Genomic DNA, 22,267 nt, shown 5'->3' on the forward strand with positions numbered 1-22,267 from the left:
CGGCCATGAGTACTCCCGCAGCAAATGCTGCCCGGATTGCCGGTCGTCGGTTCGTGGTCACAGGAGCGAGCAGCGGGCTCGGCCTCGCCGCCGCCCGAGCGCTCGCCAGGGGCGGTGCCCGGGTCGTGCTGGCCGTTCGTGACGTCGCAGCGGGCGAACGCGTCGCGGCGGAGCTCGGCGGCTCCACCGAGATCCGTGCCCTGGACCTGGCCGACCTCGGCTCCGTGCGGCGGTTCGCCGAGTCCTGGGACGGCGACATCGACGTCCTGATCAACAACGCCGGGGTGGGGAACCTGCCGAAGCGCCGCGTCACGGCCGACGGGTTCGAGCTGCAGATGGGCACCAACCACTTCGGCCACTTCGCGTTGACGAACCTGTTGCTGCCGCACATCACGGACCGCGTGGTCACGGTCGCGTCGAACGCGCACCGGTACGGCGGGATCGACCTCACCGACATCAACTGGGAGTCACGGCCGTACCGGCTCTTCGCCTCCTATGGTCAGTCGAAGCTCGCCAACCTGCTGTTCACGCTCGAACTGCAGCGACGCCTGGTCGCCAGTGGTTCTCCCGTCCTCGCGCTGGCGGCGCATCCCGGCATGGCGGCGTCGAACTTCGGCCGCCACATGCCCGCCGCCCTGGTCGTCGCCGCGAAGGCCGTCGGCACTGTCGTGCAGCAGAGCACCGAGGCGGGCGCGGCGCCCACCCTCTTCGCTGCCACCCGGGACCTCCCCGGTGCCAGCTATGTCGGCCCGGGCGGCTTCGGCGAGATGCGCGGTCGCCCCACCCTCGTCGGGAGGTCGCCGCAGGCTGCCGACCCCGACCTCGCCCGCGATCTCTGGACGCTGTCGGAGAAGCTCACCGGCGTGCCGTTCCCGCTGCCTTCCTGATCGATACCTCTCCATCGGCCCTTCGGCAGTGGTGGTTATAGCAGCGGAAGTGTCTCCTCCCCTGGACGGTCCGACCCGAATTCTGAAAGCGGGCCAGGACAAAGATGTCCGTCCAATTCGCCCGCTTGTTCGGTGAATCATCTCGGATGCCGAATACGGCGCAAGACATCATTCGCTTTGAGGGGGCTCTGAAGTGTCTGTTTTTCTGATCCGCCCATCCGATGCTGCTGCGCGGAAATACCACGCCGCCGGGGTCTGGCGCGACTCGGGTCCTGTCGGTGATCTACGTCGGTGGCGCCGCGAGTCGCCCGATGCTGTCGCGATCAAGGCCTACCGGGCAGGCGCCACGCCCTCGGAGATGAGCTCCGTCGAGATCGACTATGCCGACTTCGCCCACTACGTGGAGCGGTTCGCCGGAGCGTTGTACGAAATGGGCGTGCGGCCGGGCCACGTGGTCGCGTTCCAGCTGCCGAACTGGTGGCAGGCCGCGGCGCTCTTTCTGGCGGCCACGCGGCTGCAGGCGGTGCTGGCACCGGTCATGACCACGATCCGGCCCCGCGAGCTGGAGCGGATGCTTGCTCGAGTGGGCGCGAACGTCTGCATCACGGTCGACGAGTGGGCGGGGTTCGACCACGCCGCGGCACTGCGTGAGATGGCTCCGCGGCTGCCCGAGCTGCGGCACCGGGTGGTGATCGGCAAGGTGGACGACGGTGAGACCGACTTCGGCTCGTTCTTCGAGAACACCCCATGGGAGCAGCGCCACCCGGTCGCCCTGGACGACGCGGTGGAGGATCCGGACCGCGTTGCCGTGCTCTTCTTCACGTCGGGCACCTCCGGCGAGCCGAAAGGCGCGCTCCACAGCGAGAACACGGTGCACGCAGGCACGGCAGGTCTCGGGGAGCTGGGAGTCGGGCCCCGGGACGTGATCTTCACGCCGCATGCGTTGATGCACACCCTCGCGTATCGCGCCACTCTGCTCTCCCTGCTGAACGGGGCGTGCAGAGTCCTGCTCGACTCCTGGTCCGGCGAGCGGGCTGCCGCAGTACTCGACGAAACCGGCACCACGATCATGTATGCCGGGCCGACCTTCTTTCAGGATCTGATCGCGGCCCGGAACGACCGACCCCAGCATCTGCCCGCGATCCGCACGCTCGTCTGTGCCGGCACCGCCATTCCGCGGCCGCTCGTCTCGGAGGTCCCGCGGGCGTTCGGGGTGCCGTTGCGGGCAGGCTGGGGCATGACCGAGGTCGGGCTCCTCACGCTGACCCGCGAGGACGACCCGCCGGAATGGGCCGCGCACAGCGACGGGCGGCCCGCCAGAGCCGTGGAGGTCGACCTACGGTCGGACGCCGAGATCACCCGTGACCGACCCGGCCGCGCCTTCGTCCGAGGCGGTGGCGTGTGCCTGGCAACCGTGGGCCGCGACACCGGCAAGCTCGTGGTCATCGCCGATCAGAGCGACGGCTGGTACGACACCGGAGACCTCGCCGTTCCCGACGGACGCGGCGGGTTCAAGCTGATGGGCCGCGCTGCCGATCGCATCGGCGGGTTGTTCATGATCCCCGCCCACGACGTCGAGTCCGGGCTGCTCGAGCACCCCGGCGTCACGGACGTCGCGCTGGTCGGCTACCCCGATGACGACGCAGGCGAACTGGCCTGTGCCGTCGTCGTCCCGGCGACCTCGCCCCCGGTCACCCTGGACGAGCTGCGCAAGTACCTCAGCGACCAGGGCATGACGGAGTGGTACCTGCCCTCCCGCCTGGAGCTCGTCGCGACGCTGCCCCGCAACAACGGCAAAGTGCGCAAGGAACTGCTCCGACGCTGGGTTCGAGGGGAGGCCGCGCTCGCGGACTGACCGCGGAGAGCGGAATCGCCGGTGGGCAGACGGACTCGCCCGCGAGCCGGGGGGACGTCGGCTCGCGGGCGAGTCCGCCACCGGTACCTGCCGCCACCCGCGCGGACGGGGGCGGCAGGGGGTCACCGCACCGGCACGACCTCCGGTGCGCCCATGCGGGCGGCGTCGGCCGTCTCGTCGTCGGGCATCTTCTGGCTCTCCCGCTCGGCCTCGACGCGCTTGCGGTAGTGCTCCACCTCTCGATCGATCTGCTCCTGGCTCCACCCGAGGACCGGCGCGACGAGCCGGGCGGCCTCCTCGACGGACCCGAGTCCCCGATCGAAGGTCTCGATCGAGATCCGGGTGCGGCGAGCGAGCACGTCGTCCAGGTGCCGGGCGCCCTCGTGCGAGGCCGCGTAGACGATCTCGGCACGCAGGTGGTCCGGTGCCCCGGTCAGTGGCTCGCCCAGCGACGGGTCCTGTGCGACGAGGTCGAGCACCTCGTGGATCAGCGACCCGTAACGCCTGAGCAGGTGCTGGATGCGAGCTTCGTGCACCCCGTACTGCTCGGCCAGGAGGTGCGACGAGTTCTTCAGCGCGGCGAAGCCCTCGGCGCCCAGCAGCGGGACGTCCTCGGTGACCGACGGCGGCACCTTGGCGTAGAGCCCGTGCACCGCGGCGTCGACGGCGTCCTTGGCCATGATGCGGTAGGTGGTGTACTTGCCGCCTGCCACAACCACCAGGCCCGGCACCGCATGCGAGACGGCGTGCTCGCGCGAGAGCTTCGACGTCGACTCCGACTCGCCCGACAGCAGCGGCCGCAGCCCGGCGTACACGCCCTCCACGTCGGCGTGGCTGAGGGGTTCCTCGAGCACCGTGTTGACGTGTTCGAGCAGGTAGTCGATGTCCGCCGCGCTCGCGGCCGGATGGGCCAGCCCGAGTGTCCAGTCCGTGTCGGTGGTGCCGATGATCCAGTGCCGGCCCCACGGGATGACGAACAGCACCGACTTCTCGGTGCGCAGGATCAGGCCGGCGTCACCACGGATCCGGTCGTACGGGACGACGAGATGGATGCCCTTGCTCGCCCGGACGTGGAACTGCCCGCGCTCACCGGCGAGGCTCTGGGTCTCGTCGGTCCACACCCCGGTGGCGTTGACGACCTGACGTGCGCGCACGCTGAACGTGCGGCCGGACTCGAGGTCGTGCACCTCCGCCCCGGTGACCCGCTCGCCCTCGCGCAGGAGCCCGACCACCCGTGCCCTGGACGCCACGTGCGCGCCGTAGGCCGCCGCCGTGCGCGCGACGAACATGGTGTGCCGGGCGTCGTCGACCTGCGCGTCGTAGTACTCCAGGGCGCCCACCAGGGCGTCCTTGCGCAGCGACGGGAAGACGCGGCGGGCGCCCCGCCGCGTCAGGTGCCGGTGGTGTGGCACACCCCGGGGCCGCCCGGACAGCAGCGCGAGCGTGTCGTAGAGCGCCACGCCCGCACCGGCGTAGGCCCGTTCCCACACGGCGTGCTTCAGCGGGTAGATGAACGGCACCGGCCGGACCAGGTGCGGAGCCAGCTTCTCGATGAGCAGGCCCCGCTCCTGCAGTGCCTCGGCGACGAGACGGAAATCCAGCATCTCGAGATAGCGCAGCCCACCGTGGATGAGCTTGCTCGACCTGCTTGACGTGCCCGACGCGAAGTCGCGGGCCTCGACGAGCCCGACGCTCAGGCCGCGGGTGACGGCGTCGAGGGCGGACCCGCTGCCCACGACACCGCCCCCGACGACCAGCACGTCGAGTTCGGTCGAACCCATTGCCTCCAGCGCAGCCTCACGGGCCTGCGGAGAGAGCGCAACCGATCTCATGGCTGTTTCCTCTCATCGTGATGACCCGGTTCCGGGCCGGGTCGTGCTCAGTCGACGTCAACCCAGTCCAGAGTCCTGGTCACCGCCTTCTTCCACTGTGCATACCCGGCGTCGCGCTGTTCTTCGCTCCACTGGGGCTGCCAGCGCTTCGACTCGTTCCAGTTGGAGCGCAGCTCGTCGGTGTTCTTCCAGAACCCGACTGCGAGGCCTGCCGCGTACGCCGCGCCCAGAGCCGTGGTCTCCGCGACGACGGGCCGGCTCACCGGCACGCCGAGCACGTCGGCCTGGATCTGCATGCACAGCTCGTTGGCGGTGACACCGCCGTCGACCTTGAGCACCTCCAAGTGCACGCCGGAGTCCTTCTCCATCGCCTCGGCCACGTCGCGGCTCTGGTAGCAGATGGCCTCGAGCGTGGCCCTGGCCAGGTGGGCGTTGGTGTTGTAGCGCGAAAGCCCGACGATCGCGCCGCGGGCGTCCGAGCGCCAGTACGGGGCGAACAGTCCGGAGAACGCGGGCACGAAGTACACGCCGCCGTTGTCCTCCACCTGCCGGGCCAGCGACTCGCTCTCCGAGGCGCCCGAGATGATGCCGAGCTGGTCGCGCAGCCACTGCACGGCCGACCCCGTGACGGCGATCGAGCCCTCGAGTGCGTACACCGGCCGGTCGTCGCTGAACTGGTAGCAGACGGTGGTGAGCAGCCCCGCCTTCGAGCGGACCAGCTCGGTGCCGGTGTTGAGCAGCATGAAGTTGCCGGTGCCGTAGGTGTTTTTCGCCTCTCCGGGCGCGAAGCACACCTGGCCGACGGTGGCGGCCTGCTGGTCACCGAGGTCGCCGGTGATCATGACCTCGCCGCGCAGAGGCCCCGTCAGCCGCGTCGTGCCGTAGCACTCGGGGCACGAGCTCGGCTTGATCTCGGGCAGCATCGACCGCGGGATGCCGAAGAAGCCGAGCAGCTCGTCGTCCCAGTCGAGCGTCTCGAGGTTCATCAGCATCGTGCGGCTGGCGTTCGTCGGGTCGGTGACGTGGACGCCGCCGTCCTCGCCACCCGTGAGGTTCCACATCACCCAGGTGTCGGTGTTCCCGAAGATCGCGTTGCCGCTCTCGGCGGCCTCCCGGGCGCCGTCGACGTTCTCGAGGATCCACTGGATCTTCCCGCCGGAGAAGTACGTGGCGGGCGGGAGACCCGCCTTCTGCCGGATGACGTCGCCCTTGCCCTCACGTTCGAGGGCGGAGGCGATGCGGTCGGTGCGCGTGTCCTGCCAGACGATCGCGTTGTAGAGCGGGCGCCCGTTCCGCTTGTCCCAGACGACGGTGGTCTCGCGCTGGTTGGTGATGCCTATCGACACGAGGTCCGACGCCTTGAGCCCGGTCTTGACGAGCGCGGTCTGAATCACCGATGACGTGCGCAATGAGATCTCGACGGGGTTGTGTTCCACCCAGCCGGCCTGCGGCAGAATCTGCTCGTGCTCGAGCTGGTGGCGCCCCACCTCGTTGCCCGAGTGATCGAAGATCATGAATCGGGTGCTGGTAGTGCCCTGGTCCAGGGCACCGACGAACTCGGCCATGAGTTCTCTCCGCTGTTGTAGGTGGGGCGTGGTTAGCGAGGCACGTCGCGGCCCACCGGGGTGGGCTCGTGTTCGGCGTCGGCGAAGACGATGAACCGGTTGATGCAGAGCTGGAACAGTGCACCACCGATCAGGCCGCCGATTATCGGTGCGACGATCGGTAACCACCAATATGGTGTGCCGTTCTGATCAGTCCAAGCACCGGCGTACCCCGTGATGTACGACGCGAGCCGGGGCCCGAAGTCACGGGCGGGGTTGATCGCGTAGCCGGCGTTGGCGCCCCACGCCATGCCGATCCCGACCACCAGGAGCCCGATGACCACCGGGACGAGGTTGGACAGCGGCGGGTTGTTGCGTGCGTTGACCAGCGCGAAGACCACGAAGACCAGGATCGCGGTACCGATGATCTGGTCGAAGAACGCGGTGGTGAGGCTGATGCCGGCTTCGCCGTTACCCGGGAGGGTGGAGAAGATGATCTGCGTCTTGTACGTGTGTCCCGGGTCGACCTTGTCGATCCAGTCGGCGTAGTTGAATCGGACGATGAGCGCCGCGACGAACGCCCCCGCGGTCTGCGCCACGATGTAGGGCACGACCTTCCGCCAGGGAAAGCCCTGGAACGCGGCCAGTGCGAGTGTCACGGCCGGATTGATGTGGCCGCCGCTGAGGCGACCTGCCACGTAGACGCCGAGGATCACGCCGATCCCCCAGGCCCAGGCGATGGAGTCGTGGTCTCCGAGGCCGGCTGCCACGACCTGCGCCACCACACCGGCGCCGAACAACAAGAGGATCATGGTGCCGAAGAACTCGGCCGCCAGCTCCCCGATGTACGAGTTCTTCGTCATCGAAGTCCTCCCTGGATGGGATACCGCTCGGACGGGCGGTGCCCGCACGCTAGAAACGCGTGTGACCTGCGGTCAACGGCCGTCGTTCGGCATCGTCGAACGCGCATTCGGACGAACATCACATGCCTCCGAGAAGGTGCACGGCTCACCCACCCGGACGGCCGTAGGGCGCGCCATCGTGTAGAGCCCGTCTTCTACGCGTCGATCGCCTGGTCGACGCGCCGTACAGTCGGCCCGTGCCGGGGTTCATCCAGTCCATCGAGCGGGCCGCGGCGGTGCTGCGGCTGCTCGGTAGCACGGACCGGCCGCTCGGGCTGAAAGAGATTGCGGCGGCCCTCGACCTCCCACGGCCAACCGCACACGGCATCGTCCGGACGCTGCGCGAGGTCGGGTTCGTCGAGCAGGACCTGGAGACCGCCCGCTACCAGCTCGGCCTGGCGTTGCGCCGGCTCGACAGTGGTGGATGGGACCTGCACGACCTGCGGGCCCGCGCCATGAACTGGGCGGATTCCCTGGCCGGGAGCACGGGGGAGGCCGTGCACCTCGGCGTCGTGTCGTCGGGATCGGTCCGGCTCGTCCACCACGTGTTCCGGCCGGACGGGTCGCCGCAGCGGATTCGGACGGGGGAGGAGTTCCCCCTGCACGCCACGGCGCTGGGCAAATGCCTGCTCGCATTCGCGCCGGTGGCCACGCCTCAGGCCCGGGAGCTCGACCTCCAGCGGTGGACCGGACGCACCTGCACCACCGTGGCGGCGCTGGAGGCGCATCTGGCGGTCGCCCGTCGCCGCGGCTGGGCGAGCGACACCGGCGAGTACGAGACGGGATTGGGCGGTGCGGCTGCACCGCTGCGGGCCAGCGGAGGGCTGGTGGTTGCGGCCATCGGAGTGGTCGGGCCGGTCGAGGAACTCTTCGGGCTGGGCGGTGAGTTGCGGCCGTGGATGCTCGAGCAGATGGTGGGTGCGGCGCGCGCCATCTCCGCTGCGTTGACGGAGGGGCGATGACACGGGCCGCGAGGACCGCGAGTAGTTCCCCCGGGCGCCGGTCCTCCTCGGCGGCCGCCGTCTCGGCGCGCGGAGCGGGGGAGCCGTGACCGAGCGAGTCGTCGCCGCGATCGACCAGGGCACCACATCCACCCGCTGCCTGCTGTTCAACCGCTCGGGGCGGATGCTCGCCGTCGCGCAGCGGGAGCACCGCCAGCACTACCCCCGGCCCGGTCTCGTGGAGCACGACGCCGCCGAGATATGGCGCAACGTCATGCGGGTCGTCCCGGCGGCCCTGCGCAACGCAGGCCTCACCCCGGACAACATCGTCGGACTCGGGATCGCGAACCAGCGCGAGACCACCGTCATCTGGAACCGGCATACCGGCACCCCGCTCGCACGCGCCATCACCTGGCAGGACACTCGCACGGACGGCATCGTCGCCCGTCTGGTCGAGCACGGGCACGCGAGTCTGATCAAGGACATCTGCGGGCTTCCCCCTGCCACGTATTTCTCGGGACCCCGACTGCGCTGGCTGCTCGACCACGTGCCCGGCGCCCGCGACGGCGCGGAGAAGGGCGACGTCCTGTTCGGCACGATGGAGAGCTGGCTCATCTGGTGGCTCACCGGCGGCCCCGACGGCGGCCGGCACGTCAGTGACGTCACCAACGCGAGCCGCACGATGCTGATGGACGTCCGCACGCTCGAGTGGTCCCAGAAGCTGCTGGACGTGCTCGCGGTGCCCCGGCAGATGCTTCCCGAGATTCGTCCCAACGCCGAGGTCTACGGCACCTGCACCGCCGTGCTGCCCGGCGTTCCGGTGGCCGGCGCGCTCGGTGACCAGCAGGCCGCCCTGGTCGGACAGGTGTGCTTCTCACCCGGTGAGATCAAGTGCACCTACGGCACGGGCGCGTTCCTGCTGATGAACACCGGGCCCCGGCTGGCCGAGTCGACCCACGGCTTGATCCCGACCATCGGGTATCTGCTCGGCGACAAGCCCGTCTACGCCCTGGAGGGCGCGATCGCGATGACCGGGTCGCTCGTGCAGTGGTTCCGCGACTCGCTCGGGATGATCGGCACGGCCGCCCAGATCGAGACGCTCGCGAGCTCCGTCCCCGACAACGGGGGCTGCTACATCGTCCCCGCGTTCTCCGGCCTGTACTCGCCGCGCTGGCACCCGGACGCGCGTGGCGTGATGGTGGGGCTCACGTCGTTCATCAACCGCGGCCACCTCGCCAGGGCGGTGCTCGAGGCCACGGGGTGGCAGACGCGCGAGGTGATCGACGCGATGAACGCAGACTCCGGCGTGCCGGTCACCCGGCTCAAGGTCGACGGCGGGATGACGGCGAACCATCTGCTGATGCAGTTCGTCGCCAACGTCCTCGACGTGCCCGTGGAGCGGCCGCTGGTGTCCGAGGCCGTCTCGCTGGGAGCCGCGTACGCGGCGGGACTCGCGGTCGGGCACTGGTCGGACCTGGAGGTGCTGCGCGGCAACTGGCACCGCGCGGCCGCATGGGAACCGGCGATGGACGAAGGCCTGCGCCGGCGCGAGCACGAGAACTGGGGCCGTGCGGTGAACCGCAGCTACGGCTGGGTGCAGACACCGGGCCCGGAGTGACTCGGAGGATCTTCGTGATCGCGGGGGTCAGTCGCGCGTGCCCGGCGGAAGGGTGGACCACACCGCATCGCTGCGCAGCACTTGCGCCAGCTCCTCGAGGTCGGCCACCACCAGGCGGGCGCCGTCCAGCTCGCCGGGCTCCGCGTACCCCCACGCCACCCCGATCGCGGGGATGCCGTGCTCGGCCGCGCCGTCGACGTCGTGGTGGCGGTCGCCGACCATCACCACGGGCTGACGTTCCGGGTCGACGCCCAGCCGCTCGATCACGGAGCCGACGACGGCGGCCTTGCCCACCCGGCCGCCCACGTGGTCGGCGCCACCGACGACCTCGAGGAACCCGGCGAGCCCGGTGCCGGCGACGATCTTGCGCGCCAGCTCCTCGGGCTTGGACGTGGCGACGGCCAGCTGCAGGCGCGCCTCGCGCAGGCGTTCGAGCAGGGCGGGCACACCGGGGTAGACCGGGGTGACCGTGGCGGCCACGGCGTCGTAGGACGACCGGTAGGCGGTGATGGCTGCGGAGGTCTGCTCGTCCGTCAGGCCGAGCTCCGGGAGTGCTGTCTCGAACGGCGGCCCGACGAGCCGGCGCAACGTCTCGGGGGGCGGCACCGGGAAGCCGACCTGTGTCAGTGCTGCGGCGAGGTGCTCGGTGATCGTGCGGGCGGAGTCGACCAGGGTGCCGTCGAGGTCGAGCAGGACAGTGCGCACCGACCTGAGACTACGGCCCCTGTGCATCAGACCCCGCAGCCGGAGGGTTCGAGCGCGCCGCCTGCGGCCACTCGCCGATCCCGGGGTGGCAGCGCGCTGCGGGGTGCGGTAGCCCTGTCCCGTGACCGACTCGGGAAAACTGATCATCGCCGCCGCACTGCGCGTGGAGGACGCCGTCGAGTCGGCGGTCAGGGCGGTCGCCCGCCTCCGCGGCCGCCGGCACCCCGTGATCATTCCCTTCATCGGCCACGGAACCACCCGGCGTGCTCGCGTGGGAGCCCGGCTGGTGCTCGGGCGCGAGGCCGTAGCGCCGTCGGTGCTGGAGGCCGCCGAAGGAGGGGACGCACCGACGCCGCAGTCGCGCCGGGCAGTGTTGCGGGCGAGCATCGCGCGGTTCCTGACGGCCGAGGTCCCGGACGCGGAGGTGACCCTCCACCTCCCGGGCGGTGACGTCGTCGTCCGCACCGACCGGGACGGGTACGTCGACCACGAGGTGGAACTGCCGGACGTCGATCCCGGCTGGCTGGAGGTCGGTCTCACCGGGCCCGCAGGGGCCGGCGCGACGGCGCGCGTGCTCATCACCGATCCCGAGGCCCGCATCGGCCTGGTCAGCGACGTGGACGACACGATCGTGCACACCGGGCTCACCCGCGGCCTGGAGTTCCTGCGTGTCACGTTGCTCACCGACGTCAGCGAGCGCACGCCGCTGCCCGGCGCAGCGGCCCTCTACCGGGCTCTCGTGACCCCGCCTGCGGACGAGCCCGCGCGGCCCGTCTTCTACGTGTCCACGAGCCCGTGGAACCTGCACGAGATGCTCCTGCAGTTCGTGGGGCTTCGCGGTTTCCCGCTCGGTCCGCTGCTGCTCACCGACTGGGGCCCGTCCCACACCGGGCTGTTCCGGATCGGGGCGCAGGCCCACAAGCTCGGGCTGGTGCGGCGGCTGCTCGACGAGCACCCGCACCTGCGGCTCATTCTCATCGGCGACAGCGGGCAGGAGGACCCCGAGATCTACGCGACGATCGCACGGGCCATCCCGCAGCGGGTTGCCGCGGTGTACATCCGCCGCACCACGGGAGCCGATCCGGTGCGCATCCGGCAGGTCGACACGCTCGCCGCCGAGATCACCGCAGCCGGTGTGCCGATGCTGGCGGTGGACGACAGCGCGCAGATCGCAGCACATGCCGCGGCACTCGGACTGCTCGACGAGGACGCGGTGGCCACGGTCCGTGCCGAGCTCGCGCACTGAGCCGCGAGGCCCTGACGCTCGTCGCGGCTCAGGTGTCCGCGTCGTACAGGGAGCTCTGCGGCGTCGCCACCGTGAGCTCGACCAGGTCGAACACCCGCATCCACCCGGTCACCGTGGCCGCGCACGTCAGCGGCCGCCCGGTCTCCACCCGGCGCTCGCGCAGCCACACCGTGCACCCGGGGTCGGCCAGCTCCACCCGCCAGCCGGAACTGCCGTCCGCAAACTGCTCGGACGAGACGCCGACGAGTTTCAGCGCGTCGACGCCCGTGGCTCCGGTGGCCGCGACGGCGTGGTGCTGCGCGGCCTGGACGGCTGGAGGTAGCGACGAGCGTCCGCGCACCCACAGCGCATCCAGCCGCCCCGCGGCGTAGTCGCGCAGGACCGCGGGCGCCTCGCTCGGGCTCGGCCCGCCGAGCACGAAACCGTGGGGGAGCAGCACCAGTGCCGGGGCGAAGCGGCAGCCGCCGATGTGACTGCACTCCCAGACGTGCTCGGGGTCGGCGGCGACCATCGCGGCTGCGACGGGGCGTCCCCGCACGGCGCAGCAGGTGTCGTGCCGGCCGTGGGTGCAGACGAGGGCCATCGGACCGGCGTACGGCTCTCCCGGGGCGTGCACGGCCGTGACCAGCTCCGACTCGTCGACGAACGTGCCCGTGCGGATCGACTCGTGCCCGGGGCGGGAGTCGACGCGGAACCAGCGGCGCACCGCGCCGGGGAGAGGCATTCCTTCGGCCGCGGCGTTCCGCGCGGCGCGGCCCGGCCTGCGGATGAGCACCACACGACCCTTCTCCGCCGTGGACCAGGCCGAGATGGCCGCCACCGCGGCCGAGTGGATCCCCGACTGCGCGAGCGGGATCCGGCCCCAAGGCCCTGGGTGCTCGATCAGGAACCAGAGGTCGGCAGGTGGTGCGCTGCCTTCCCGCGGGTCCTGGGCGGCGTCGGCGACGTACGAGCAGCGAGGCCATGGCACGGCCGGGGTCATTCGTGAGTGGCCGGCACCAGCACACCCTCCCGAAGCAAGCGGCGCACCAAGACGACCTGGTCGGCCTCGTCCATGCCCGGGAGGCTACCCACGGTGCAGGTTCCCCCGCTCGTCAGCGCACGCACCGCGGCCTCGGTGGCGGCCGGCAGTGTGATCTGCCGATCGGGCAGGGCGAGCAGGACGTGCTCGCCCTGGTGAACGAGCCGGTACCGCAGGCCCGCGCGGCGGCGCACCCCGTCGCCGGCGGCGAGGTGCTCGACGAACGTAGCCACGGCCACCGGCCGCACCGGCTCCGGCCGACCACCCGTCCAGACCCGGCCGCGTACGCGGCGGGCCACGTCGTCGGCGCTCACCCGGTCCAGGGCGGCGACGAGGGCCGCGCGGACCGCGTCGATGTGCGGGCCGAGCTGCGCGGGATCGGCGACGTCGATGCCCAGAGGGAGCGATCCCCGCAGCTGCTCGTCGTGCGCGACGAGGGCGGTCAGGGCCTCCACCAGCGCGAACCGGGTGACGACGTGGACGCCGACCGTCAGGTGCGCCGACACGTCGCCCAGCGCGGTGGCGGCGTGCAGCCATCCTCGCGGCAGGTACATCACGTCGCCGGGTTCCATCACCGTGTCGATCGCGGGGGTGTCGTCTCGCGCCCGAGCGGCCACCGCCGTCGCGTGGGCGTTCCATGGCTGGTCACGCAAGGGATCAGGATGCACTGGTGCGTGCACGGTCCAGTGCTTGCGCCCGGCGAGCTGCAGCACGAACACGTCGTGCACGTCGTAATGAGCCGAGAACCCGCGCGAGGACGGCGGCGTCACGTAGGCGTTGGCCTGGACCGGGTGCCCGAGCTCCGCGGACAGCGCCACGGCGAAGTCGATCACCGCAGGCCACGTGCGGTGCAACGCCTGCAGCACCACGGTGGTGCCCTCGGCGAAGAGCGCCGCCACCTTGTCGTCATGGACCTGGTCGCCGATCTCCGCGCCCACCCCGCCCGCGCCGGTGAACGAGCTGGAGTCGACCACCGACCCGTTGCGCGCCAGGCGCAGGAAGGGCGTGCGCAGGCCACGCCGGGAGAGCAGCTCGTCCACACCGTCCAGATCCAGCAGGTCGCGGAAGGCGTCGGCGTCCGCGCCGCGGACGAGCCGCGGCGCCCGGCCCCAGTGCCGGGCGCCGAACTCGGCGGCGTCCAGGCCCGTGACGCGGGCGAGAGCGGTGTGTCGTGGCGGTGCCGGTGCCGGGCACCCCGTCATGGGCTGCCCGGCACCACCCCCCGCAGGTCCGGTGACCTCAGCGGGCACCGCTGTCCGCTCCGCCGTCCGCTCCGCCGTCGTGCACGCCGGGGGTGCCGCCGCCTGCTCCGGAGTCGGCCGGGCCTTCGGCGCCGGAGTCGGCTCCGCCATCGGCGCCGCCGTCATGGACGCCGGGGGTGCCGCCGCCTGCTCCGGAGTCGGCCGGGCCTTCGGCGCCGGAGTCGGCTCCGCCGTCCGCGCCGCCGTCATGGACGCCGGGGGTGCCGCCGCCTGCTCCGGAGTCGGCCGGGCCCTCTGCCCCGGAGTCCGCTCCGCCGTCCGCGCCGCCATCCGCTCCGCCGTCGTGCACGCCGGGGGTGCCGCCGCCTGCTCCGGAGTCGGCCGGCCCTTCGGTCCCGCCGCCGGCTGTGGTCATCATGTCGTCGTCGTCGAGCGCCATCGAGCTCCTCCTCTGCTGGTGCGTCACCACAGCGATGACGGGCGAGGACTACCCCCTCTCTGCGGTTTTAGGCGACGTGCCCACCTTCGGGCCGGGTGACGCATAACGCATCGGCCCCGATGCCCTTGGGTAATGCGTCGGTAATGCCGATCAGAGGGTGTGGAGGATCAGGTGCTGCAGATCAGCGGGGCGACCTGGGCGGCGACGATCGGGTTGGTCGTCGTGCTTCTCGCGATCGACCTCGTGCTGTCGGGGATACGCCCACACCGCGTGGGGTTCCGCGAGGCCACGGCGTGGTCCGTGTTCTACGTCGCTGTCGCCGTCGTCTTCGGCGTGTGGTTCGGCATGACCTACGGGGGCGACGCGGGCACCCAGTTCTTCGCCGGCTACATCGTCGAGAAGAGTCTCTCGGTCGACAACCTGTTCGTCTTCGTGATCATCATGACGACCTTCGCGGTGCCGGAGGAGTATCAGCACAAGGTCCTGACCTTCGGCATCGTGCTGGCGCTGATCATGCGCGCCATCTTCATCGCGCTCGGCGCCACGCTGCTGTCGCTGTTCTCGTTCATGTTCCTGGTGTTCGGGCTGCTGCTCATCTACACGGCCGTCCAGCTGTTCCGGCACCGCAACGAGGACCCGGACGTCGAGGACAACGCGGTGGTCCGCGGCGCGCGGCGGGTCCTGCCGATCACCACCGAGTACGTCGACGGCCGGATCATCACGAAGGTCGACGGCCGCCGCGTGCTGACCCCGCTGTTCGTCGTGCTCATCGCGATCGGCAGCATCGACCTGCTGTTCGCGCTCGACTCGATTCCCGCGGTGTTCGGCGTGACCGCGGAGCCCTACATCGTCTTCGTGGCCAACGCCTTTGCGCTTCTCGGCCTGCGCGCGCTGTTCTTCCTGGTGAAGGGGCTACTCGACCGGCTGGTGTACCTGTCGACCGGCTTGTCGATCATCCTGGCCTTCATCGGGGTCAAGCTGATCCTGCACTGGGCGCACGAGGACGTGAGCCCGGGCGTCCCGGAGATCTCCACAGCGGTGAGCCTGGTGGTGATCGTGGCGGTGCTCGTCGTGGTCACGGTCGCGAGCCTCATCAGGACCAAGGGCGACCCGACCATGAAGGCGCACGCCGGCTCGTTGCGCGCCCACAGGCAGACGGCCTCGGAGCCGGGGCGAAGCGAGACCTGAGCCGCGCCGCCATCGCCGGCAGGCCTCAGGGCGTCGGCAGCCCGGCGCCGCCCAGGGGACGAAGATCCACCAGCTCCGGCGGGCCGGCCAGCAGTTCGAGCACCTCACCGATCCCGACCTCGCCGAGGTCGGACGACAGGGCCCGGTCGGATGCCGCCTCGTCGGCCCACACCTCCGTGACCCAGACGGTGTCGGGCTCGTCGGCGGAGAGGTTGATCAGGTACAGCTCGCAGCCCGGTGTATCGCGCAGGCTGGTGGCCACCCGGAGCAGGGTGTCGGCCAGCGCGGCCCCCCGGCCCGGCTGTGCCACCATCCGCACGTACCGGCCGATGCGTTCCGGCTGCTGCTCCGCTGTCATCGCACGACCGTAGCGGCGCCGTGGCGGAAGGACAGGCCCGGGTCGGATCACCGTGGATCATGTGCCGGTCCGGGATCGTCGCCCGGTCCGCCAGGTTCGTGGGGGGCGGGCGGCACCCGCTACCCGAGGTAGGGCGGCACCGGGGCCGTCCATTGGCCCCAGATGTTGCGGTCGCGCAGCGCGGTGGCCTCGTCGGCGTCAGGGGAGTCGAGGAGGTGGCGGAAGAGCCGGGCGCGCTCCTTTCCGTGGGCGAAGAGCCTGTGGATCAACCCTGGGGAACGCACGAGCTTGGACTCCCAGTCCAGTCCCGAGGCCACGGCGTCGCTCATCGTGATGACGCGGATCTTGATGGGGCGGTATCGGGTGAGCGCGCGTGCGGTGAGCAGGCGCTCCTGGATGAGCTTGTTGACGTGCCCGATGGTGAAGATCTCCTGCTGGTAGGAGATGTTCGCGGACAGCTCGGTGCGCCGGTCGCGGATCGCGTCCACCGCCATGGGCACGCCGCTGCGCTGGTCGGGGTCGATCTGGATCACCCAGAGCTCCTCCGGGGGCGGCCCGTCGGGGCCCTGCGGTGCGACGGGCCGTCCGGCGTCCACGAGTTCCCGGATCGGTGGGTTCTGCGCGTAGACGCCGTCCCAGTACACGTCCTCGCCAACGCGCACGGCGCGGAACAGGGTGGGCACGGCCGAGGAGGCCAGGATCACCGTGCCGGCGATCCGGTCGGCGGGGTAGCCGTTCACGACGTGGCTGCGGAACACGCGGAACCGGCCGCTGAGGACGTCGGTGGCGCCGATCAGAAGCCGTGGTCCTGACGGGTCGAGCGCGTCCGGGTGGATGTCGTCGAACGGAACGTGCCGCTCCAGTAACTGCAGGAACTGCTGGCGCGCGTCGAACGGAATGTTGTACGGGCTGAACTCGACGGTGATGCCGAGCTCGGCGACGGTGCGGACCGACGCGACCGTCACGGCTTGGAGCAGGTTCTCGTAGAAGCCGTGTGTGGTGTTGTCCTCCCAGAAGTCCTCGAGTCGCCTGATGCCGTCCTCCGGCCGGTGGGTCAGGAGGCCGTACCAGGCGAGGAGCGCACACACGGCGCCCCCCGACGTGCCGCTGAGTGCGCGGATCTCGACGCTGCGGTCGGCCAGGAGTTCGGTGAGCACCCCGGCGGTGAACGCCGTCTGGCTTCCTCCGCCCTGGCACGCCACCACGACCCGGCGGCGTTGCTCGTGGGGCTCGTTCTCGGTCATGAGGGGCCTTGCCTTTCACGACGCCTTGTGCGGGCACGCCTCGCAGTTCATGCCTGTCGACCGGACGAATGGTCCGGATGATGCGGATCGGTCCAGGAATGACGCGTCGGTCCGCTCGGGCTGTAGTCGGGGGATCAGCGGCAATAAGCATTGCACACGACCGAGCCCCGAGGTTTTCGGAGAAATCCGCAAGTCGCCCAGAGTGGAAGGTTCTCTGCGGACGCGAATGAATCGCTCGAACTGCGCCCTGAAGAGGGGCTCGTCGAGGACGACGCCTTTCGGGGGTGCCGTCTACTCGAACTCGTCGAGGAAGCCGAGCACGCGCTGCTTGACGAGCGCCGTGGCGCTTTCGTCGTAGGAAGGCAGGCTGTCGTCGGTGAACAGGTGGCCGTCACCCGGGTACAGGAAGAGCTCCGCGCTCTCCACCGCGTCGACGAGATCGCTGGCGATGTCGAGGTCGCCCCAGTCGTCGGCGTCCATGGTGTGGATCTGGAGCGGAAGGCCCGTGGGCCACCGGCCCCCGAATTCGGACGCAGGTGCGCAGCTGTGGAAGAACAGCGCGCCCTTCGCGCCCGGACGCGTCTGCGCCAGCATCTGCGCAGGCATCACACCGAGCGAGAACCCGGCGTAGACGACGTCGCTGGGCAGGTTCTCGGCGGCGAGCCGGCCGCGCTCGATGATGGTGGGGAAGCCGACCTGCTCGGCATGGCCGACACCATCGGCCAGCTCGGTGAAGGTTCTGCCCTCGTAGAGATCCGGGGTGTGCACGACATGTCCGGCGGCGCGGAGCGCTTCGGCGAACGAGAGGCACCCCGCCGTGAGGCCCTGGGCATGGTGGAAGAGCAGTACCTCGGCCATGGGTGGCACCCTAGCGCCGGCCCCCGACAAAGATCGGATCCCAGGAGGAACGCGCGGTTCCCGGCATGTCGGTCGTCGTTGCGTCAGCGCCCCGGAGCGCGCGTCTTCACCTCTTGGAGCACCCAGCCGTTGCCGTCCGGGTCGGCGAACGCGGCGAACGAGCCGTAGTCGCTCCGCTTCGGATCGGGGCCGCTCACCCGGTACTTGGTGCCGAGGTGATGGAAGATTCCCCCTGCGTCGTGGAAGACCTCACCCACGTCGACGCCGCGGTCGACGAGATCGGCGCAGGCCGCCTCGATGTCGGTGACCACGAGATGCAGGCCCTGCAGGGAGCCCGGCTCTGCCGAGCTGATCCCGTTGCCGATGATGATCGCGCATTCCGAGCCGGGCGGCGTGAATTGCACCACCCGGAAGTCGTCATCGGCGACGTGGTCGATATCCAGCCGGAACCCCAGCGTCCCGTAGAAGTGCTTCGCCCGATCGACGTCGGAAACGGGCACCACCAGGACCTCGAGTTTCATCTCCACGATTTCACGTCCTTCGTCATGTTCTGCAGTGGGTGAGCTCGTCGGGGCAGCGCAATTCCGCTCTCGGAGACCGACTATGCCTGGCCGATCGGCCGATCACTCCACGGATCCGGCCAAAAACCCACCCGATCCCGCCTGTTCCGAACGGGTCCGGGCCATCAGGCGTCGTAATCGAGGAATCCGCGGCCGGCGGCTACTCCCCGGTGAGCCCGTCCACCGACTCCCGCAGGAGATCGGCGTGGCCGTTGTGCCGCGCGTACTCCTCGATCAGGTGGACCAGGATCCAGCGCAGGGTCGGTGGCTCGCCGTGCCAGTGCTCGGGCGGCGTGCGCCGGGCCGGCTGGTCCAGGCCGCCGTCGGCGAGCGCCTCGGCGACCAGGGTGCGGGAGCGGGTCACGGCGTCCCGCCAGAGTGCGAAGAGCTGCTCGGGTGAGTCCTCGGCGGCCGAGTGCCAGTCCCAGTCGGGGTCGGCCTTCCAATCCACCGTGTCCCACGGGGGCGGCATGTCTCGCCCGTACAGCCACCGGGTGCACCAATGGTCCTCGACGAACGCCAGGTGCTTGACCATCCCGCCCAGGGTCATCGACGAGACGCCGACCGTTGCCGCGAGCCCGGCCGCATCCAACCCCGCGCACTTCCATTCCAGGGTGGCGCGATGGAAGTCAAGGAAGCCGAGGAGCGTGGCGGTCTCGTCGCCTGCGAGGGGCGGTTCCGGGCGACCCTGCTCGTCGAGGTTGATCACGGCGGTGAGCCTACGGACGATGCTCGCTGGGCCGGGTGCCTCGGGGAGCGGAGAACCCACCACCACACGACGAGCGGCCCGGTCGGCCGGTAGGACCGGACGAACGGGCCGCTGGTCCAGCGGGCGGCGGAGCGGCGGCGTGCGGTGACCATGAGGCTCTCGGCCTCAGTCGTCGGTGCGCGTGCCCGGGCCCATGTCCTTGATGTCGTCGTAGGTCGTCTTGCCGGGTGCCGAGGCGGGCGCGTACAGCAGGCGGACCACACCGGTGGGGAACGTGTCGGACTTCAGCAGACTCAGGTGGTAGCGGACGTCCCCGTCGTCGAAGAGTCGCCTGCCGTTCCGCGCTGCCACGGGGTGCACCAGCAGACGCAGCTCGTCGATGAGTCCCGCCGCCAGGAGCTGTTGCACCACCGAGATGGAGCCGGGAATCAGGATGCTCTCGACGGATGGGTCGGCCTTGAGTGCCCGTACGGCCTCGACGAGATCGCCGTCGAGCAGCTCGGTGTTGCGCCAGGTGGACTCCAGCGGCTTGCGTGAGACGACGATCTTGCGCCGGTCCCCGAGCGACTTGGCGAACGTCGCATCGTCCTCGCCTGCGGCCTCGCGGTCCGGCCACGCGCCGGCGAAGCTGTCGTAGGTGACGCGGCCGAGCAGCAGGACATCGGCCGGGGCGTAGTCCTCGCTCACGGCGCGGCCCATGTTCTCGTCGAAGTAGGGGAAGTGCCAGTCCTCGGCGATCTCGGCCACGCCGTCGAGGGAGATGAAGAGGGTGGAGACGATGTCGGCCATCGGGGTGGTCCCTTCGGTGTCGTTGTCGCTACCGGTTAGACCACCGCGCGTGGAGAACTCATCGCTCCACGACCGGCGTGTCATCCCCGGCCGATGACCTTGATCGTGTCGACCGTCAGCATCGGCACCGTCGTGCTCCCGCCGATCTGCGTGCTGTACGACATCGAACCCGCCACGGTGACCTCGGCCCTGAACAGATCATCGTTCACGACGTCTCGCAGGGCAGCCGCCTCGCCGCTCAGCATCGTGTTCGTGTCGAAGGCATAGGCGTTGCCGGGGTGATCGACGCTGTCCACGCTTGCGCGGAACGTGTCATTGCCGGTGGCGGCGTCGAATTGCGTGACGCGCCCGTACACGATGATGCGCTCGCCCTCGTAGGCGTCGGGGTCCTTCACGATGAGCTGCCAATCGCGGGTGTTGATCACACGATGCGGCACCAGCGGTACAGCGGAGACCGCGCTATCGGCCGCCCTGGAACTCGGCCTTGCACCATTGATCGCAGTGCCGAACAGCGCCGCGAGGAGCAGCACGGCGGCCCCGGCGACCCACGGCCACTTCTTGCGCTTCCTCGGTGGCTGCGGTTGGTAGGGCCGCTGCGCGTACGGATGCTGCGGCGGAGGCCAGCCCTGCCCATACGCGGGCTGCTGGGGCCAACCCCCATGCGGCGACTGCCGGCTCCATCCCGGGGGCGGAGACTGCCAACCCTGTTCAGGCTGCTGTGGAGGCCGGCCCGGCCCACCCTGCGTCATCAGGTCCCCCTCCGGGCGCCCTCGACGGCCAGGACGCTGCTTGTTCACTTCGTCCCGAATGCGTGGCTGTTACTCGATCCTCAGCGCGTCAGCGGTTTCGCTAACGTCATCGCGCGTTCGTCCACTGGAGACGCCGACGAGGAGCCCGTCCATGATCAGGCCGGCCGATATCCGTAGCTACGCGATGGCGCTGCCGGACGTCGTGGAGAAGCCACACTTCCGCCTGCCCGGCTTTCGGGTTGCGGACAAGCTCCTCGCCCACCTGGAGAGGGGCGATGCGCACGCGATCGTGTGTGTCGGGCAGGCGGAGGCCGAGACGGCGGCTGCCGATCAGCCGGACGTCTACGAGGAGGTGTGGCGCAGCGGTCGGATCTTCGTCGGCCTCCGCGTCGACCTGGCGAAGGTCACCGAGAAGCGCATGCAGGAGCTGATCGAGCACGCCTGGCGCAACCGGGCGCCGAATCGCCTGATCGCCGAGTACGACAGCCGCTGAGGCCTCGCCGGCGGCGGCTGCCGTCAGATCGCGCCGGTGGCTCGGAGTCGTGTCCGGTGGATAGGTTCCGACAGTGGATCTACCGATGGCCGCACCTTCGATCCGGGCCATGGCCGATCTGGCTACGCCCATGTCCATACGCGTGGCCGCGACGCTCAGCCTCGTGGAGCGCACGGGGAGCGCGGGAGCAACAGCGGAGCAACTCGCTTCCGAGACCGGAACTGCGGCCCCCGCCTTACGCCGCTTGCTCGATCACCTGGTCACGATCGGTGTCTTCGACCGCGAGGCGGAGTCCGGCCGGTATCGACCTACGAATCTCGGCGCTGAGTTGAGTGAGGACGCCCCGGAAGGGATCAAGCCCTTACTCGACATCAACAGCGCTGGTGGGCGCGCCGAACTGGGCTTCGTCGAACTGCTCGGGACGATCACCACCGGTACTCCGGGCTACGTGCAGCGATACGCGCGTGACTTCTGGGCGGACCTCGACGCCAGCCTGGAGTTGCGACGCTCGTTCGACGCTCAGATGAATTGGCGATTCCGGCTGCAGGCGACGCAGATCGCTGAACGTTTCGACTGGAGTCGGTTCTCCGAGATCCTCGACGTCGGCGGAGGTGACGGCACCGTGCTCGCGGCAATCCTGCGCGCCCATCCCGACCTTCGCGGACGAGTCCTGGATCTGTCTCCGACGGCCGCCGCTGCGACCGACAGATTGGCGGTAGCCGGACTCGATGATCGGGCCGGCGCCGTTTCCGGCAGCTTCTTCGACCCTCTGCCCGTGGGGGCCGACGCCTATCTTCTGTCCGACATCCTGCACGACTGGGACGACGACCACGCCCGCAAGATCCTCGACGGGTGTCGTCGGGCCGCGGCTCCGGACGGCACCGTGGTGGTGATCGAGCCGGTGCGAGGGCAGGGGGTCGGCACTGCGATGGACCTGTTCATGCTGATGTGCTTCGGCGGCCGCGAACGGACGGTCGACGAGCTGGCCGAGCTGGGCGCCGACTGCGGACTCATGCTCCACGGCTCGGGTCCGGTGGCAGATGGGCGAACGGCGTTGGAGTTCGGAATCGCACCCCACATGGCCGACGAACCCGGCTGACGAACATGGTCGTTCCGAGTCGCCCCGC

The 22,267-nt window shown here is 70.2% G+C and carries 22 protein-coding genes; 8 read left to right on the forward strand and 14 right to left on the reverse strand.

What is annotated here, in order from left to right; genetic code table 11:
* Positions 1 to 5: 5 nt before the first annotated feature.
* The gene (locus ABD743_RS39870; protein ID WP_344729155.1) at positions 6 to 887 is read left to right on the forward strand and encodes an oxidoreductase; all 882 of its coding nucleotides are present in this window, start codon (positions 6 to 8) and stop codon (positions 885 to 887) included.
* A 193-nt stretch (positions 888 to 1,080) separates the two neighbouring features.
* Positions 1,081 to 2,742, forward strand: coding sequence for an AMP-binding protein (locus ABD743_RS39875; protein ID WP_344729157.1), 1,662 nt, complete (start codon positions 1,081 to 1,083; stop codon positions 2,740 to 2,742).
* 122 nt (positions 2,743 to 2,864) lie between these two features.
* Here the strand turns inward: ABD743_RS39875 and ABD743_RS39880 are convergent, their stop codons facing one another.
* From ABD743_RS39880 to ABD743_RS39890, 3 genes are read right to left on the reverse strand one after another with little or no spacing between them, the layout of a single operon-like run.
* Positions 2,865 to 4,574: a glycerol-3-phosphate dehydrogenase/oxidase gene (locus tag ABD743_RS39880; protein WP_344729159.1), complete on the reverse strand. Its 1,710-nt coding sequence runs from the start codon at positions 4,572 to 4,574 to the stop codon at positions 2,865 to 2,867.
* 47 nt (positions 4,575 to 4,621) lie between these two features.
* Positions 4,622 to 6,139, reverse strand: a complete 1,518-nt coding sequence (gene glpK, locus ABD743_RS39885) for a glycerol kinase GlpK (RefSeq protein ID WP_344729161.1) — start codon at positions 6,137 to 6,139, stop codon at positions 4,622 to 4,624.
* Positions 6,140 to 6,171: 32 nt separating this feature from the next.
* Positions 6,172 to 6,981, reverse strand: a complete 810-nt coding sequence (locus tag ABD743_RS39890; RefSeq protein WP_344729163.1) for an MIP/aquaporin family protein — start codon at positions 6,979 to 6,981, stop codon at positions 6,172 to 6,174.
* A gap of 236 nt (positions 6,982 to 7,217) precedes the next feature.
* On the opposite strand from ABD743_RS39890, the gene ABD743_RS39895 reads away from it, so the two are divergent.
* Positions 7,218 to 7,982, forward strand: a complete 765-nt coding sequence (locus ABD743_RS39895) for an IclR family transcriptional regulator (RefSeq protein ID WP_344729165.1) — start codon at positions 7,218 to 7,220, stop codon at positions 7,980 to 7,982.
* Positions 7,983 to 8,067: 85 nt separating this feature from the next.
* Positions 8,068 to 9,579, forward strand: coding sequence for a glycerol kinase GlpK (gene glpK, locus ABD743_RS39900; RefSeq protein WP_344729167.1), 1,512 nt, complete (start codon positions 8,068 to 8,070; stop codon positions 9,577 to 9,579).
* 27 nt (positions 9,580 to 9,606) lie between these two features.
* Here the strand turns inward: glpK (ABD743_RS39900) and ABD743_RS39905 are convergent, their stop codons facing one another.
* Positions 9,607 to 10,284: an HAD hydrolase-like protein gene (locus ABD743_RS39905; protein WP_344729169.1), complete on the reverse strand. Its 678-nt coding sequence runs from the start codon at positions 10,282 to 10,284 to the stop codon at positions 9,607 to 9,609.
* A gap of 121 nt (positions 10,285 to 10,405) precedes the next feature.
* Between ABD743_RS39905 and ABD743_RS39910 the strand changes: the two genes are divergently transcribed.
* The gene (locus ABD743_RS39910; protein ID WP_344729171.1) at positions 10,406 to 11,530 is read left to right on the forward strand and encodes an App1 family protein phosphatidate phosphatase; all 1,125 of its coding nucleotides are present in this window, start codon (positions 10,406 to 10,408) and stop codon (positions 11,528 to 11,530) included.
* A gap of 28 nt (positions 11,531 to 11,558) precedes the next feature.
* Here the strand turns inward: ABD743_RS39910 and ABD743_RS39915 are convergent, their stop codons facing one another.
* Genes ABD743_RS39915 through ABD743_RS39925 form a run of 3 tightly spaced genes read right to left on the reverse strand, consistent with a single transcriptional unit; the run spans position 11,559 to position 14,192 of the window.
* Entirely contained in the window at positions 11,559 to 12,500 is a 942-nt protein-coding gene (locus tag ABD743_RS39915; protein WP_344729173.1) for a sucrase ferredoxin, read from the reverse strand.
* A gap of 8 nt (positions 12,501 to 12,508) precedes the next feature.
* Positions 12,509 to 13,801, reverse strand: coding sequence for a cupin domain-containing protein (locus ABD743_RS39920; protein WP_344729175.1), 1,293 nt, complete (start codon positions 13,799 to 13,801; stop codon positions 12,509 to 12,511).
* Positions 13,791 to 14,192 carry a BatC protein gene (locus tag ABD743_RS39925; RefSeq protein ID WP_344729177.1) on the reverse strand — a complete coding sequence of 134 codons (402 nt, stop codon included), beginning with the start codon at positions 14,190 to 14,192 and terminating at the stop codon, positions 13,791 to 13,793. Before ABD743_RS39925 ends, ABD743_RS39920 begins: the two co-directional genes overlap by 11 nt.
* A 171-nt stretch (positions 14,193 to 14,363) precedes the next feature.
* Between ABD743_RS39925 and ABD743_RS39930 the strand changes: the two genes are divergently transcribed.
* Complete coding sequence (locus tag ABD743_RS39930) at positions 14,364 to 15,380, forward strand: TerC/Alx family metal homeostasis membrane protein (protein WP_344729179.1); 1,017 nt, start codon at positions 14,364 to 14,366, stop codon at positions 15,378 to 15,380.
* A 25-nt stretch (positions 15,381 to 15,405) separates the two neighbouring features.
* Here ABD743_RS39930 and ABD743_RS39935 read toward each other — a convergent pair whose 3' ends face one another.
* The 7 genes from ABD743_RS39935 to ABD743_RS39965 form a co-directional block, all read right to left on the reverse strand.
* The gene (locus tag ABD743_RS39935) at positions 15,406 to 15,738 is read right to left on the reverse strand and encodes a putative quinol monooxygenase (protein WP_344729181.1); all 333 of its coding nucleotides are present in this window, start codon (positions 15,736 to 15,738) and stop codon (positions 15,406 to 15,408) included.
* Between the two features lie 119 nt (positions 15,739 to 15,857).
* The gene (locus ABD743_RS39940; RefSeq protein ID WP_344729183.1) at positions 15,858 to 16,982 is read right to left on the reverse strand and encodes a patatin-like phospholipase family protein; all 1,125 of its coding nucleotides are present in this window, start codon (positions 16,980 to 16,982) and stop codon (positions 15,858 to 15,860) included.
* A gap of 291 nt (positions 16,983 to 17,273) precedes the next feature.
* Positions 17,274 to 17,840, reverse strand: a complete 567-nt coding sequence (locus ABD743_RS39945; RefSeq protein WP_344729185.1) for a dienelactone hydrolase family protein — start codon at positions 17,838 to 17,840, stop codon at positions 17,274 to 17,276.
* Positions 17,841 to 17,923: 83 nt separating this feature from the next.
* On the reverse strand, positions 17,924 to 18,361 hold the full coding sequence (locus ABD743_RS39950; protein WP_344729345.1) for a VOC family protein: 438 nt from the start codon (positions 18,359 to 18,361) through the stop codon (positions 17,924 to 17,926).
* A gap of 199 nt (positions 18,362 to 18,560) precedes the next feature.
* A complete protein-coding gene (locus ABD743_RS39955; RefSeq protein ID WP_344729187.1) occupies positions 18,561 to 19,109 on the reverse strand; it encodes a DinB family protein in 549 nt (182 codons plus the stop codon).
* A 165-nt stretch (positions 19,110 to 19,274) separates the two neighbouring features.
* The gene (locus ABD743_RS39960) at positions 19,275 to 19,898 is read right to left on the reverse strand and encodes a dihydrofolate reductase family protein (RefSeq protein ID WP_344729189.1); all 624 of its coding nucleotides are present in this window, start codon (positions 19,896 to 19,898) and stop codon (positions 19,275 to 19,277) included.
* An 80-nt stretch (positions 19,899 to 19,978) separates the two neighbouring features.
* A complete protein-coding gene (locus ABD743_RS39965; protein ID WP_344729191.1) occupies positions 19,979 to 20,428 on the reverse strand; it encodes a hypothetical protein in 450 nt (149 codons plus the stop codon).
* A gap of 370 nt (positions 20,429 to 20,798) precedes the next feature.
* Here ABD743_RS39965 and ABD743_RS39970 point away from each other — a divergent pair, with 370 nt between their 5' ends.
* Together ABD743_RS39970 and ABD743_RS39975 are read left to right on the forward strand one after the other, a co-directional pair.
* On the forward strand, positions 20,799 to 21,140 hold the full coding sequence (locus ABD743_RS39970) for an MmcQ/YjbR family DNA-binding protein (RefSeq protein WP_344729193.1): 342 nt from the start codon (positions 20,799 to 20,801) through the stop codon (positions 21,138 to 21,140).
* Positions 21,141 to 21,225: 85 nt separating this feature from the next.
* Entirely contained in the window at positions 21,226 to 22,239 is a 1,014-nt protein-coding gene (locus ABD743_RS39975) for a methyltransferase (RefSeq protein ID WP_344729195.1), read from the forward strand.
* The last annotated feature ends 28 nt before the right edge of the window (positions 22,240 to 22,267 follow it).

The sequence above is a fragment of the Pseudonocardia yunnanensis genome, from assembly GCF_039534065.1.
GTDB classification, from domain to species: Bacteria; Actinomycetota; Actinomycetes; order Mycobacteriales; family Pseudonocardiaceae; genus Pseudonocardia; species Pseudonocardia yunnanensis.

Bases quoted from the DNA above. Each gene is read 5' to 3' on its own strand.
- ABD743_RS39940 (WP_344729183.1), bottom strand. From the start codon at position 16,982: ATGACCGAGAACGAGCCCCACGAGCAACGCCGCCGGGTCGTGGTGGCG.
- ABD743_RS39890 (WP_344729163.1), bottom strand. From the start codon at position 6,981: ATGACGAAGAACTCGTACATCGGGGAGCTGGCGGCCGAGTTCTTCGGC.
- glpK (WP_344729161.1), bottom strand. From the start codon at position 6,139: ATGGCCGAGTTCGTCGGTGCCCTGGACCAGGGCACTACCAGCACCCGA.
- ABD743_RS39880 (WP_344729159.1), bottom strand. From the start codon at position 4,574: ATGAGATCGGTTGCGCTCTCTCCGCAGGCCCGTGAGGCTGCGCTGGAG.
- ABD743_RS39870 (WP_344729155.1), top strand. From the start codon at position 6: ATGAGTACTCCCGCAGCAAATGCTGCCCGGATTGCCGGTCGTCGGTTC.
- ABD743_RS39950 (WP_344729345.1), bottom strand. From the start codon at position 18,361: ATGAAACTCGAGGTCCTGGTGGTGCCCGTTTCCGACGTCGATCGGGCG.
- ABD743_RS39975 (WP_344729195.1), top strand. From the start codon at position 21,226: ATGGCCGCACCTTCGATCCGGGCCATGGCCGATCTGGCTACGCCCATG.
- ABD743_RS39925 (WP_344729177.1), bottom strand. From the start codon at position 14,192: ATGGCGCTCGACGACGACGACATGATGACCACAGCCGGCGGCGGGACC.
- ABD743_RS39970 (WP_344729193.1), top strand. From the start codon at position 20,799: ATGATCAGGCCGGCCGATATCCGTAGCTACGCGATGGCGCTGCCGGAC.
- ABD743_RS39960 (WP_344729189.1), bottom strand. From the start codon at position 19,898: ATGGCCGACATCGTCTCCACCCTCTTCATCTCCCTCGACGGCGTGGCC.
- ABD743_RS39945 (WP_344729185.1), bottom strand. From the start codon at position 17,840: ATGGCCGAGGTACTGCTCTTCCACCATGCCCAGGGCCTCACGGCGGGG.
- ABD743_RS39935 (WP_344729181.1), bottom strand. From the start codon at position 15,738: ATGACAGCGGAGCAGCAGCCGGAACGCATCGGCCGGTACGTGCGGATG.